Below are 13,047 nucleotides of genomic sequence, written 5' to 3' on the forward strand. Positions count from 1 at the left end.
AGCTCCCTCGCCACAGGGGGGGCTGCTCGGCTCATTGCGCACAGACCTCCCGCAGGCAACCGCGCAGCCAGCGATGGGCCAGGTCGGCGTCCAGGCGCGGGTGCCAGAGCATCGATACGGTGAAGTCCGGGAACACGAACGGCAGCGCAAAGCGGTAGAGGTCGCTGTGCAGGTTGGCGGTATGCCGCTCCGGCACGCTGGCGATCAGGTCGGTGCTGCGGGCCAGGGCCAGGGCGGTCGAGAAGCCGGCGACGATGGTCACCACGTCCCGGGTCAGCCCGAGCGCTTCAAGGGCTTGATGGATCTGGCCCTGATCACGGCCGCGCCGGGACACGTAGATGTGCTGGCCTTCGGCGAAGCGCTGCGGCGTGACTTCGCCCTGGCTGAGCGGATGGCCCTTGCGCACCACGCCGATAAACCGGTCGCGGAACAGCGCCTGGGTCAGCACCTCGGGGCTGGCGCTGCTGTCGACCACGCCAGTTTCCAGGTCGACACTGCCATCGCGCAGCGGCGTGCTGCCTTTGTCCGGCTTGTGCACGAAGCGCAACCGCACGCCAGGCGCTTCCCGGGCGATCCGCGTCAACAGCGCCGGGCCGAAGTTTTCAACAAATCCGTCGCTGGTGCGCAAGGTGAAGGTGCGTACCAGTTGGCTCACATCCAGCGTCGCAGCGGGTCGCAACACCGCTTCGGCGTCCTGCACCAACTGACTGACCTGTTCGCGCAACGCCAGAGCGCGCGGCGTGGGTACCAGGCCGCGGCCGGCACGGACCAACAACGGATCGCCGGTGGTTTCCCGCAGTCGCGCCAGCGCCCGGCTCATCGCCGACGGGCTCAGGCGCAAGCGTTGAGCGGCACGGGCGACGCTGCCTTCGGCGAGCAACACATCGAGGGTGACCAGCAGATTGAAATCAGGTGTCGACACGGCAAACCTCATAGGGCGTTTGGCGCACGTATAAAGTGCAAATGCTGCGCCTTCCGCCATGTTAGGTGACGGCGTAGATTTCTGACAGCGGTCAAACCCTGGAGCCTCTTGATGAAATCACCTGCACCCCGTGGCGCTCTCGTCGCCCTGTCACTGTCCATGTTGCTGGCGTCCTTGGGCACCAGCATCGCCAACGTCGGCCTGCCGAGCCTGGTGCAGGCGTTTGATGCATCGTTCCAGGCGGCGCAGTGGGTGGTGCTTGCGTACTTGCTGGCCATTACCGCGGTGATCGTCAGCGTCGGGCGACTCGGCGACCTGATGGGCCGCAGCCGCCTGCTCTTGGCCGGGTTGTTGCTTTTCACCGTTGCCTCGGCCCTGTGCGGCATGGCTCCGTCCCTCGGGCTGTTGATTGCGGCCCGCGCCCTGCAAGGCCTGGGCGCGGCGGTCATGATGGCGATGACCATGGCGCTGGTGGGCGGCACCGTGACCAAGGAACGCACCGGCCGCGCCATGGGGTTGCTGGGCACGATGTCGGCCATGGGTACCGCGCTGGGGCCAAGCCTTGGCGGGGTGTTGATCGCGGGGTTTGGCTGGCGCGCGCTGTTTTTCATCACCGTGCCGCTGGGTTTGCTGACATTTGCCCTCGCCCGGCGTTATCTGCGCGTCGACCGCCATGGGCAACAGCCCGCGCAATCCGGGTTCAGTTTCTTGTCGACTTTACGGGATTCAACGCTAAGCGCTGGCCTGGCCATGAGCGCGCTGGTATCGGCGGTGATGATGGCGACCTTGGTGGTCGGGCCCTTCTACCTGACCCACGGTGCAGGCCTCGACCCCGCCTGGATGGGCCTGACAATGGCAGTCGGGCCCTGCGTTTCGGCATTCACGGGCATCCCTGCGGGACGTTTGACCGACCGTTTCGGCAGCGGCCCGATGACCATCGCCGGGCTGCTAGCGATGCTGGCGGGCTGCCTGCTGCTCTCGCTGGCGCCGCTGAACCTTGGGGTTGCCGGGTATATCGCCCCGCTGATCATCCTCACCCTCGGCTACGCCCAGTTTCAAGCCGCCAACAACACCGCCGTGATGAGCGACGTACTGGCAGACCGCCGTGGCGTGATCGCCGGCTTGCTTAATCTGTCGCGCAATCTGGGCCTGATCGCCGGGGCTTCGGCCTTGGGCGCAGTGTTTTCGCAGGTTTCAGGTGACCTCGCCACAGCCACTCCCGGCGACGTGGGAAGTGGGATGCAAGCCACGTTCGGCGTGGCATTGGCACTGATTGGTGTGGGCCTTTTCCTGGCCCTACGCACCCGGTTCCGCGTAACACCTGTCTTGACAAGGTAAAATCGTAACGACTATTGTCTGACAACCTGATTACCAAGGTTTTCCCATGCTTGAGCTCCAGCGCCCTGATTCGCTCGTTATGCGCGTTGTCAGCGCCATTCGTGCAGAAATCGATTCCGGCCAACTGGCGCCCGAAGCGCGCCTGCCCACCGAACAGCAACTGGCTGAACAACTCAATGTCAGCCGTTCGGTGGTGCGCGAAGCGATTGCCCAGCTCAAGGCCGACGGCGTACTGACCGCACGGCGTGGCCTGGGCTCATTTATCTCGCAAACCCCGGCCGGCACCGTGTTCCGCTTCCCGGAAAAAAACGGTCGCCGCCCGGACCTGGCGCAAATGTTCGAAGTACGCCTGTGGATCGAAACCCAGGCCGCCTCGATTGCCGCCCAACGCCGCGACGCCGCCGACCTGCAGCGCATGAAGACCGCCCTGCAGGAAATGCACGACAAACGCGCCGACTTCGACGCCGCCGCCCTGGCCGATGTGGAATTCCATCGCGCCATCGCCGAGGCCAGCAAGAACGACTATTTCGTGGCCTTCCATGACTTCCTCAGAAGCCAACTGGCCAGCGCCCGCAAGACCGCCTGGGAAAACTCCGCCACCCGCTTTGTCAGCGGCTCGGCCGATGCCACCCAGGAACACACCGCGCTCTACCAGGCCATCGTCGACGGTGATGCCCAAGGCGCCGCCGCCTGTGCCGAGGCTCACTTGCGCGCCGCAGCAAGGCGCCTGCATCTGGAACTGCCCGCTATCAATTGACCGATCCGAACCCGTTTAAAGCGTGCCGATGGCGCGCTGTTTTTTTAACAAAACCATTAGTCTGACAACCTGATAAGCAGACTGAAATGCGTAGGTACTTAAAATAATGATTTATGACTTTTGCATCATCGGCGGCGGCATCGTCGGTTTGGCCACCGCGATGGAGTTGCTCAAGCGCCAGCCCAACGCCTCGCTGGTGATCCTGGAAAAGGAAAGCCTGTTGGCCAAACACCAGACCGGCCATAACAGCGGCGTGATCCATGCCGGCATCTACTACGCGCCGGGCAGCCTCAAGGCCGACTTGTGCAAACGCGGCGCCGAAGCCACGAAGCAGTTCTGCACCGAGCACGGGATCAAGTTCGAGGTGTGCGGCAAGTTGCTGGTGGCTTCGACTGATCTGGAAGTACAACGGATGGAAGCGCTGTACGCCCGCTCGCAGCTCAACGGCATGAAAGTCGAACGCCTGGACGCCGACCAGTTGCGCCAGCGCGAACCGAACATCGTCGGGCTGGGCGGGCTGTTTCTCGACGCCACCGGCATTGTCGATTACCGCGAAGTCTGCGAAACCATGGCCCGGGTGATTCGTCGCGCCGGCGGGGAAATCTGCCTGGAACGCGCCGTCACTGCGATCGTCGAGGACACCGACAAAGTCACCGTCAGCACCCGGGGCGAAAGCTGGCAGGCCAGGCATCTGGTGGTGTGTGCAGGTTTGCAATCGGACCGCCTGGCCGTGATGGCCGGCGTCAAGATCGACCACCAGATCATCCCGTTCCGTGGCGAATACTTCCGCTTGCCGGAATCGAAGAACACCATCGTCAACCACCTGATCTACCCGATTCCCGACCCGGAGCTGCCCTTCCTCGGCGTGCACCTGACCCGCATGATCGACGGCAGCGTCACCGTTGGCCCGAATGCCGTACTCGGCCTGGGTCGCGAGAACTACCGCAAATTCTCGGTGAACTGGCGCGACGTGGCGCAGTACGCGAGCTTCCCGGGCTTCTGGAAAACCATCTGGCAGAACCTCGGTTCGGGCAGCGTCGAGATGAAGAACTCGCTGTTCAAGTCCGGCTACCTGGAGCAGTGCCGCAAGTACTGCCCATCGCTCAACATCGAAGACCTGCTGCCTTATGAAGCCGGCATCCGCGCCCAGGCCGTGATGCGCGACGGCACCCTGGTGCACGACTTCCTGTTCGCCCAGACCCCGCGAATGCTCCACGTGTGCAATGCGCCCTCACCCGCTGCCACCTCCGCGATTCCCATCGGCGCAATGATCGCCGACCGCATGTTCAAGCCCCACTGACGCACCGCACCACGCCTCACTTTGACAATAAATATAATGACTCATAAGGAAGTACAGAATGACGGCTACAGCCCGCACCCCGGACGTTGAAACCCCCGAGCAAACCAGGAAACGCCTGCGCAAAGTCGCGGCCGCGACGATCTTCGGTTCGATGCTGGAGTGGTATGACTTTTACCTGTACGCCACCATGGCGGCGATTGTGTTCTCGAAGATTTTCTTCGATAACAGCGACCCGAAAGCCGCTACGCTGATGGCGTTTTCCACCTTTGCCATCGGCTTCATCGCGCGCCCGTTCGGCGGCATTCTGTTTGGCTACCTGGGCGACAAGTTCGGGCGTAAACAAGTGCTGGTGCTGACCTTCTGCATGATGGGCGTGTGCACCACACTGATCGGGCTGATCCCCAGCTACGCCTCCATCGGCATCTGGGCGCCGATCGTGCTGGTGTTTATCCGCATCATCCAGGGCCTGGGGGCCGGTGCCGAATTGTCCGGCGCGGCGGTTACCTCCTACGAGCACGCCTCAGAAGGCAAGCGCGGCAGCCAGGGTGCATGGCCGGCGCTCGGGCTGAACCTGGGCTTGCTGCTGTCGTCGCTGACCGTGTACCTGCTGACCATCAACGGCAATGAATTCCTGCTGGCCGGCGGCTGGCGGATTCCGTTCATTTGCAGCATCGCGCTGGTGGGTGTGGGCCTGTGGGTGCGCAACAGCATCCCGGAAACCCCGGAATTCAAGGAACTGAGCAAGGAAACCGCAAAGGCCAAGGCGTCGCCGCTCAAGGCGCTGTTCAAGAACGACCTCAAGGGCCTGGCCGTGGTGTTCTTCGTGGCGATTGGCTACAACGCGTTGAGCTACATCTTCAAGACCTTTTCCCTGGCTTACCTCACCCAGTTCAAGGGTGTCGATGTGCACGTCACGTCGCTGTCGGTGACCATTGCCAGCCTGATCGCCATCGTCGCCGTGCCATGCTTCGGCTGGTTGTGCGACAAGTGGAGCAGCAAGACCGTGCTGATGCTCGGCGGCCTGCTGTCGCTGCTGTTTGCCTACCCGTTCCTTGCGCTGCTCAATACCGGTGAAAGCCTGATGATCTATGTCGCCATTGGCGTGGGCACCGGCATCCTCGCGCCGATGATGTTTGCGCCGCAGGGTTCGTTCCTGAGCCGCCAGTTCCCGACCCAGACCCGCTCCTCGGGCTTTGGCACCGGGCGGGAAATCGGCACCGCGATCGCAGGTGGCCTGGCGCCATTAGGGGCGTTGTCGATGGTGGCGGCGTCGGCCACTCACTCCACTGATGGCGTTGTGATAATCCTCGCGATCTCGTCCCTGCTGGTGGTGGTGTTCGCCTTGTGCGATCAGGGCCGTAAACACTCGGCATTCAAGAACTGAGGCAAAAAGTTCGGACCAACGGGTGCATGGATGCCCCTTCATCGCGCATCATGGGCACTTTCAAGCTCAAGGGAAACGTCCATGCGCGTTCTGTCATTGATGATGGGTCTTACGACGCTGGCCGCCAGTCTGGTGTTTACCGCCCAGGCGCAGGCGGGTGAAGAAAGCCTGTTGGTCGACTCGATCAATCAATACCGCAGCCAGGTCCAGCGCTGCGGCAACCAGGGTTCCCAGGAATTGCCACCGCTGGCCAGCGACACGCGGCTGGTGTTGCCGGTCAACAGTGTCGGCGACTTGCAGCAGGCGCTGGCGCGGGCGGCGTACCCGATGGTCAACGTCCAGGCCATCAGCCTGTCCGGGCCCAGGAACGCCGAAGCCGCGATGAAAGCCGTGCGCGAAAGTTTTTGCCGGGTGGTGCTCGACCCGCAGTTCATTGATATCGGCGTGAGCAACAGCGGCCAGGACTGGCGCATCGTGCTGGCCCGCCCGCTGCTGACCAGCGGCCTGGGCGAGACCCAGACCGAAGGCAAGAAGGTGCTCGACCTGATCAACACCGCCCGCCAGCAACCACGCCAATGTGGCGGCCAGGCCTTTGCCGCCACCACACCCCTGAGCTGGAACGAAGCACTCGCCAACGCCGCCGCCGGCCACGCGCGCAACATGGCCAACGGCAACTTCTTCGATCACCTGGACCACGATGGCCGCACCCCGGGTGACCGGGCTGAACTGGCAGGCTACATCGGCCAGCAGATCGGCGAGAACATCGCCGCCGGCATGGACACCCCACGCAAGGTGGTCGACGGCTGGCTGGCCAGCCCCGGGCACTGTGCCAACCTGATGAACCCGCAGTTCCGCGAAATGGGCGCCGCCTACGCCATGGACCCGAAAAGTGATGCCGGCATCTACTGGACCGGGTTGTTTGGCGTGCAGCAGCAATAACGGTTTGTATCCCAACGTATCTTCCCGGCGAGGCGACACACTGCGAGGTGCAGGCCCCCGGCGATGACACATTGCGGATACGCCGGCGCGGTTTCCTGTGCACACCGGCCCACCCCGGGCCACTTGCGAGGAAACCGTCATGTCCCAGAACAGCACCGTGCTCTACACCGGCAGAACCCACACCACCGGCGGGCGTGAAGGCGCGTCCCACAGCGATGACCTGCACCTGGACATCAAGCTGTCGCCGCCCGGCTCCAAGGCGCCCGGCACCAACCCCGAGCAACTGTTTGGTGCCGGCTGGTCCGCCTGCTTTATCGGCGCAATGGGCAAAGCCGCACAAACCCTTCACATCCGCCTGCCCGCCGACACGGCAGTGAGTGCCGAAGTGGACCTGGTGAACAGCCCGGAAGATGGCTATTACCTGCAGGCGCGCCTGCGGGTCAGCCTGCCGGGTATCGAACACTCGGCGGCGCAGGCACTGGTGGACCGTGCCCACCAGACGTGCCCGTATTCCAAGGCCACCCGCGGCAATATCGCGGTAACGATTACGGTGGCCTGAAGGGAGCTCAGCGAAGCATTATCCGGCCGAGACACTAAAGTGCCATCTAGTGGATAATCCCGCTGAACTGGCTGAGTCCCGGGATGTCTGTAGCTTGGCATCCCTACCTCAGCGAACCGTGGCAAGAAGGCGTTCACCGAATGACAAACTGGCTGCAAGGCGGCGGCGAAATGGCCGAACGGGTCCGGCATCACAACTGGGCCAATACGCCATTGGGGCCTTTGGAACACTGGCCGGACGTACTGAAGACCACCGTCGCCCTGTGCCTTGCCTCCAGTTTCCCCCAGGCGATCGTCTGGGGGCCTGCGCTGATCACGCTTTACAACGACGGGTTTATCCCGATTCTCGGCGACAAGCCTGATGCCCTCGGGCGGCCATTCAACGAGATCTGGCAGGAAGCCTGGCCCCAGATCAGTCCGATCGCGGATGCCGCCTTCGCAGGTGAAGCCACCTTTATCGAAAACTTCCCGCTGACGATCGAACGCGGCGGCGCGCCGGAGCAGGCGTACTTCACCTTCTGCTACAGCCCGATCCGCGATGTAGAGGGCAAGGTGGTCGGCATGCTCGACACCGTGACCGAAACCACCGCCACCGTGGTTTTGTCCCGGCGCCTGGCCGAGCTGAATGCAAGCCTGGAGCAGCGCGTCGACGAAAGGACCACCCTGCTGACCCAGACCGAAGCCGCCTTGCGTCAATCGCAAAAGCTTGAAGCCATCGGCCAGTTGACCGGTGGCGTGGCCCACGACTTCAACAACCTGCTGACCATCATTCGCTCATCCGTCGACTTCCTGCGGATGCCGAGCCTGTCCGAAGAGCGTCGCCAGCGCTACATGAGCGCGGTCACCGACACCGTGGACCGGGCCGGCAAATTGACCAGCCAGTTGCTCGCATTTGCCCGGCGCCAGCCGCTGAACCCGGAAGTGTTCGATGCAGGCCTGCGGGTGAAAAACATCGGCGAGATGCTCGAGACGGTGACTGGCGCGCGGATTCATGTGCACGTCGAACTGCCCGGGCAGCCGTGCTACATCCGCGCCGACTCCAGCCAGTTTGAAACCGCCCTGATCAACATCGCCCTCAACGCCCGGGACGCGATGAACGGCCAGGGTAGCCTGACCCTGCGACTGGACGCCGATCGCGCACTGCCGAGCATCCGTGGTGACGCCGGTTCACGCCAGGCGTTCATCGCCATTTCACTCACCGACACCGGCAGCGGGATTCCCGGGGAGACGTTCGAGCGCATCTTCGAACCCTTCTTCACCACCAAGGAAGTCGGCAAGGGCACCGGCCTGGGACTGTCCCAGGTGTTCGGCTTCGCCAAGCAATCGGGCGGCAACGTCGATGTGGCCAGCCAGGTTGGCCAGGGCACGGTGTTTACCCTGTACTTGCCGCAAGTGGTACCTGAAGAGAGCTTCCAACGTGAAACCCCGGACACCTGCGGGTTGATCACCGAATGCGCCCAGCGCCATATCCTGGTGGTGGAAGACAACCTGGAAGTGGGCCGCTTTGCCAATCAGATCCTCCAGGACCTCGGCTACCAGACCACCTGGGCAACCAATGCCGAACAGGCGCTGGAACTGGCCGGCGCAGACGCGTTGGGGTTCGATGCAGTGTTTTCAGATGTGGTGATGCCCGGCATCACCGGGGTGGCCCTGGCCAGGGAACTGCGACGCCGCCGGCCCGGCCTGCCGGTGGTACTGACCTCGGGCTACAGCGAGGAGCTGGCGGAAAGCGGCTATGAAGGCCTGGTGTTCCTGCCCAAGCCCTACTCGGCCGACCAGGTCTCACAGGTGCTGGCCAAGGCGCTGCTCAAGGGCTGAGGCCTATTCCGCGACGGCCACCTGGTTACGCCCGAGGGCCTTGGCGCGGTACAGCGCCTTGTCTGCGGTGTTCATCAGGCCGTGCAGGTCCTGGTCCACCGCGCGGGCCCAGGCCACGCCGAGGCTGGCGGTCAACCCCTTGACCGGCTCGCTGGTCAGCCCGGCGATGGCCTTGATCAACTGCTCGGCGATGTCCCGCCCGGTCTCCAGCGACGTATCCGGCAGCAGCACCGCAAACTCCTCGCCCCCCAGCCGCCCATACACATCGGCCTGGCGAAACGACGCGCTGATCACCCCGCCGATCTGGCGCAGCACCTGGTCCCCGGCCTGGTGCCCGTAGGTGTCATTGATGTCCTTGAAGTGGTCCATGTCCATCATCAGCGCGCACAACGGCTGCTGGTTATGCCGGCACTGTTCGTAGAGCAACTGCGCATGCTCGAAAAACGCCCGGCGGTTCATCAGGCCGGTGAGTTCGTCGGTTTGCGCGGCGCGGGCGGAGATGTTGTGGGCTCGTTCCATTTGCCGGGTCAGGCGAAAGGCTTTTTCCAGGGCATCCGACAGCTTGCGCGTGGCGCCACCGACAAACGAAGAGAACACCAGCACCGCCAGGGCCATGCCGACTTGCATCGACGACGGTTGAAACAGCAGCCACAGGGTGCACGGCAGCAGCACCAGGCCCATGGAGACCAGGGTCATGTAGCGATAGGCCGAATAACACGAGACTGCGCTGACCGACATGCCCACGGTGAACAACATCACCAGGGCCTGGGACAGGCGGTCGTCGGTGGGCATCAGGGCGAATGCGCCGATGCCCCAGACCCCGGCCGACAACATCAGCGTTACCCAGTAGCGCCGCTCCCAGCGCGCGGGGGTGCGTTCACTGTTGGGGCAGCGAAACCAGTCCATGAACATCCACACCCGCAGCAACGACGTCCCCGCCAATACCACCAGCCAGACCAGCATTACCCGGTGATCAAAACGTTCCCAGCACAGCCAGCACAGCATGGCGGCCGCCATATAACTGCCGAACACTGCAGAGAATGACTGGCGAAACAGCTGGTGCAATCGATCTGTTCGTACCTGCTCCTCGATGAAGCAATCCTGGTCCTGCCCACGCCCAAGGCCATTCATTTGGTCCGCCTGATCTTACTGCCGCGACAAAGTGCCATTGTGGCATCCTGCCAGTAGCCCTAACAACTGAATCAAGCGTGCTAGAGCGCCGAAAGCAGGATAAATATAGGTGAACACCTTCTCGCTCGCTCCAAGGATCAGAGTCCACCCATGAATACCCACCCGATAACCACCGAACGCCTGATTCTCAGGCCCGCAGCGGCCGACGATGTGGCCAGTGTATTTGCCATTTATGGCGATCCCGAGACCAACCGCTACAACCCGGCAGGCCCCTTTACCGATCTGGGCCAAGCCGAGGCCGCCCTGGCTCGCTGGCTGCTGCACTGGACAGAACATGGTTTTGGCCAATGGGCGATTGCCACACAAGAGGCGCCAGACTGCGTGATCGGCTTTGGTGGCATCACCTTGTACCCCTACAACGACGTTGAGCGGATCAACCTGGGCTACCGCTTTGCGGTCAGCGCCTGGGGCCAGGGCTTTGCAACCGAGATTGCCAGGGCGGCGTTGCAGTTTGCGTTTGTCGAGCTGGACCAGCCGCAGGTGTACGGCGTGGTGCGTCCGGCGCATACAGCATCGATCAAGGTGCTGGAGAAAATCGGCATGCAGTACATCGATGAGCTGGACGATGTACCCGGTCAGGCGCCGAGCCTGGTGTATGTGGCCCGGCGGGCCCTCTGACCTTTGTATCGCAGTGTGTCCAAACACCGCTGCGATACAAAACCTTTAACCCACGGGTTTTCTCGAAACAGACGGGATACACAACTACGTTCAACTGTGAGCCAGGCACACCACCCGCCGCCGGAGACTCACCATGCACACACAGTTGAACACCCCACCCCGCCGCCTGATGGGCGCGTCGCTGCTGGCCTTTGCTCTGTTGCAGTTCGGTGCCCTCGGCGTCGCCAGTGCACAGGACGCGCAAGCACCTGCGGCTGCCAGCGCAACTGCCCACAGCGCGCTCGGCCCGTTGAAGCATGTGAAAGCCGGCTTGCTGGATGTGGCCTACGCCGAAGTCGGCCCGGCCGATGGCCCGGTGGTGATCCTGTTGCATGGCTGGCCCTACGACATTGACAGCTACTCCGAGGTAGCGCCGCTGCTGGCTGCCCAGGGCTACCGGGTGCTGGTGCCTTACGCCCGCGGCTATGGCGATACCCATTTCCTGTCGGCAAAGACCCTGCGCAACGGCCAGCCGGCCGCCCTCGCCGTCGACCTGATCGACTTCATGGACGCGCTGAAGATCAAGCAGGCCGTGCTCGGCGGCTATGACTGGGGGGCGCGCACCGCCGACATCGTCTCGGCGTTGTGGCCTGAGCGGGTCAAGGCGCTGGTATCGGTCAGCGGCTACCTGATCGGCAACCAGGCCGCGGGCAAGAACCCATTGCCGCCCAAGGCCGAGTTGCAATGGTGGTACCAGTTCTACTTCGCCACCGATCGCGGCGCCGCCGGCTATGCGAAAAACACCCACGACTTCGCCAAGTTGATCTGGCAGATCGCCTCGCCAAAATGGGCATTCGACGACGCCACCTTCGACCGCAGCGCCAAAGGCCTGGACAACCCCGACCACGTCGCCGTATCGATCTTCAACTACCGCTGGCGCCTGGGGCTGGTGCAGGGCGAGAAAAAATACGCTGCGCTGGAGCAGAAACTCGCCACCGCCCCGTCCATCAACGTGCCCACCATCACCATGGAAGGCGACGCCAACGGCGCGCCGCACCCGGCCGCAGAGGACTATGCCAAACGCTTTACCGGCAAGTACGAATACCGCCTGATCAGCGGCGGCATCGGCCACAACCTGCCGCAGGAAGCACCGCAAGCCTTTGCCAAGGCTGTGATCGATGCGGACCACCTGTGATGAAGCGCCTGCATCTTGCTGCACTCGTCGCTGCAACAGCTGCCGTGGTGGCCACCGCTACCGGGTTCGCCTTTGGCGGCCCGGCTACCAGCGAGCCTTCGCCGATCTACGGCGTGACCATTCCCGACGGCTACCGCCAATGGGAGCTGATCGCGCCGGCACAGGAAGCCGACCCGCTGAATGAACTGCGAGTGGTGCTGGGCAATAAAGTGGCGCTCAAGGCGTACCGCGACGGCACGCTGCCCTTCCCCGACGGCACCGTGCTGGCGAAACTGGCCTGGAAGCACGTGCAATCGCCCGAGTTCAAGACCGCGTCGATTCCCGGCGCGGCGACCACCGTGCAGTTCATGGTCAAGGACTCGAAGAAATACGCAGCGACCGGAGGCTGGGGCTTTGGACGGTTCATCAATGGCAAGCCGGTGGACCAGGCGCAGCATGAGACCTGCTTTGCCTGCCATCAGGCGCTGGTGAAGAACCACGATTATGTGTTCACCCGGCTGGCGCCGTAGCGCAATAGCCCTTTTCAACAACAAACGCCGTGGCAACCGGGCATCCCGTAGCAGCTGCCTCGCTTGGGCTCGACAGCTGCTACGTTGAGTGGGGTTTTATCAGGCCGGAACGCCCAGGATGATATGGGACGCCTTGATCACCGCCGTGGCGCTCACGCCCGGCTTCAACCCCAGCTCGGCCACCGCGTCGCGGGTCACGATGGAAAACACCTTCGAACCACCCGCCAACTCGATCACCACTTCCGCATTCACCGCGCCGTCATTCACGCTCAGCACCTTGCCTTCCAGGCAGTTGCGGGCCGACAGGCGGATGTCGCTGGACTCAGTCATCAACATCACCCACGGCGCCTTGATCAGCGCGACCGCTTCCTTGCCTACGGCAATGCCCAGGTTGCGGATGCTTTCCATGGTCACCACCGCCACCAACTGCTCGCCACCGGGCAGGGTCAACACCACTTCGGCGTTGACCGCGCCGTCCTGGACCTGGCTGACCTGGCCTTTGAATACGTTGCGTGCACTGACTTTCATGGGAACGGTCC

13 protein-coding genes are annotated in these 13,047 nt (G+C 63.2%); 10 read left to right on the top strand and 3 right to left on the bottom strand.

What is annotated here, in order from left to right:
* Window positions 1-31 precede the first annotated feature (31 nt).
* A complete protein-coding gene (locus tag HX873_RS16900; protein WP_003215222.1) occupies window positions 32-922 on the bottom strand; it encodes a LysR family transcriptional regulator in 891 nt (296 codons plus the stop codon).
* 111 nt (window positions 923-1,033) lie between these two features.
* On the opposite strand from HX873_RS16900, the gene HX873_RS16905 reads away from it, so the two are divergent.
* The 7 genes from HX873_RS16905 (at window position 1,034) to HX873_RS16935 (ending at window position 9,016) form a co-directional block, all read left to right on the top strand.
* Window positions 1,034-2,260 carry an MFS transporter gene (locus HX873_RS16905; protein WP_177122940.1) on the top strand — a complete coding sequence of 409 codons (1,227 nt, stop codon included), beginning with the start codon at window positions 1,034-1,036 and terminating at the stop codon, window positions 2,258-2,260.
* Between the two features lie 46 nt (window positions 2,261-2,306).
* Entirely contained in the window at window positions 2,307-3,017 is a 711-nt protein-coding gene (locus tag HX873_RS16910) for a FadR/GntR family transcriptional regulator (RefSeq protein WP_008436372.1), read from the top strand.
* A gap of 106 nt (window positions 3,018-3,123) precedes the next feature.
* On the top strand, window positions 3,124-4,317 hold the full coding sequence (lhgO, locus tag HX873_RS16915) for an L-2-hydroxyglutarate oxidase (RefSeq protein ID WP_177122941.1): 1,194 nt from the start codon (window positions 3,124-3,126) through the stop codon (window positions 4,315-4,317).
* 58 nt (window positions 4,318-4,375) lie between these two features.
* A complete protein-coding gene (locus HX873_RS16920) occupies window positions 4,376-5,701 on the top strand; it encodes an MFS transporter (RefSeq protein WP_008436370.1) in 1,326 nt (441 codons plus the stop codon).
* Window positions 5,702-5,782: 81 nt separating this feature from the next.
* Entirely contained in the window at window positions 5,783-6,640 is an 858-nt protein-coding gene (locus HX873_RS16925) for a CAP domain-containing protein (protein WP_087695065.1), read from the top strand.
* Window positions 6,641-6,779: 139 nt separating this feature from the next.
* On the top strand, window positions 6,780-7,199 hold the full coding sequence (locus tag HX873_RS16930; protein WP_087695064.1) for an organic hydroperoxide resistance protein: 420 nt from the start codon (window positions 6,780-6,782) through the stop codon (window positions 7,197-7,199).
* 140 nt (window positions 7,200-7,339) lie between these two features.
* On the top strand, window positions 7,340-9,016 hold the full coding sequence (locus HX873_RS16935; RefSeq protein ID WP_177122942.1) for an ATP-binding protein: 1,677 nt from the start codon (window positions 7,340-7,342) through the stop codon (window positions 9,014-9,016).
* Window positions 9,017-9,019: 3 nt separating this feature from the next.
* Here the strand turns inward: HX873_RS16935 and HX873_RS16940 are convergent, their stop codons facing one another.
* Window positions 9,020-10,147 (bottom strand): sensor domain-containing diguanylate cyclase, encoded by a 1,128-nt coding sequence (locus tag HX873_RS16940; RefSeq protein ID WP_177009439.1) that lies wholly within the window; start codon window positions 10,145-10,147, stop codon window positions 9,020-9,022.
* 150 nt (window positions 10,148-10,297) lie between these two features.
* Between HX873_RS16940 and HX873_RS16945 the strand changes: the two genes are divergently transcribed.
* The 3 genes from HX873_RS16945 (at window position 10,298) to HX873_RS16955 (ending at window position 12,508) form a co-directional block, all read left to right on the top strand.
* Window positions 10,298-10,825, top strand: coding sequence for a GNAT family N-acetyltransferase (locus HX873_RS16945; protein ID WP_177035588.1), 528 nt, complete (start codon window positions 10,298-10,300; stop codon window positions 10,823-10,825).
* 133 nt (window positions 10,826-10,958) lie between these two features.
* Window positions 10,959-11,999: an alpha/beta fold hydrolase gene (locus HX873_RS16950; protein WP_003215199.1), complete on the top strand. Its 1,041-nt coding sequence runs from the start codon at window positions 10,959-10,961 to the stop codon at window positions 11,997-11,999.
* Entirely contained in the window at window positions 11,999-12,508 is a 510-nt protein-coding gene (locus tag HX873_RS16955; protein ID WP_003215197.1) for a cytochrome P460 family protein, read from the top strand. Before HX873_RS16950 ends, HX873_RS16955 begins: the two co-directional genes overlap by 1 nt.
* A gap of 99 nt (window positions 12,509-12,607) precedes the next feature.
* Here the strand turns inward: HX873_RS16955 and HX873_RS16960 are convergent, their stop codons facing one another.
* Entirely contained in the window at window positions 12,608-13,036 is a 429-nt protein-coding gene (locus HX873_RS16960) for a molybdopterin-binding protein (protein WP_134326728.1), read from the bottom strand.
* Window positions 13,037-13,047 lie beyond the last annotated feature (11 nt).

This window comes from Pseudomonas sp. P7758, assembly GCF_013386485.1.
Lineage (GTDB): Bacteria > Pseudomonadota > Gammaproteobacteria > Pseudomonadales > Pseudomonadaceae > Aquipseudomonas.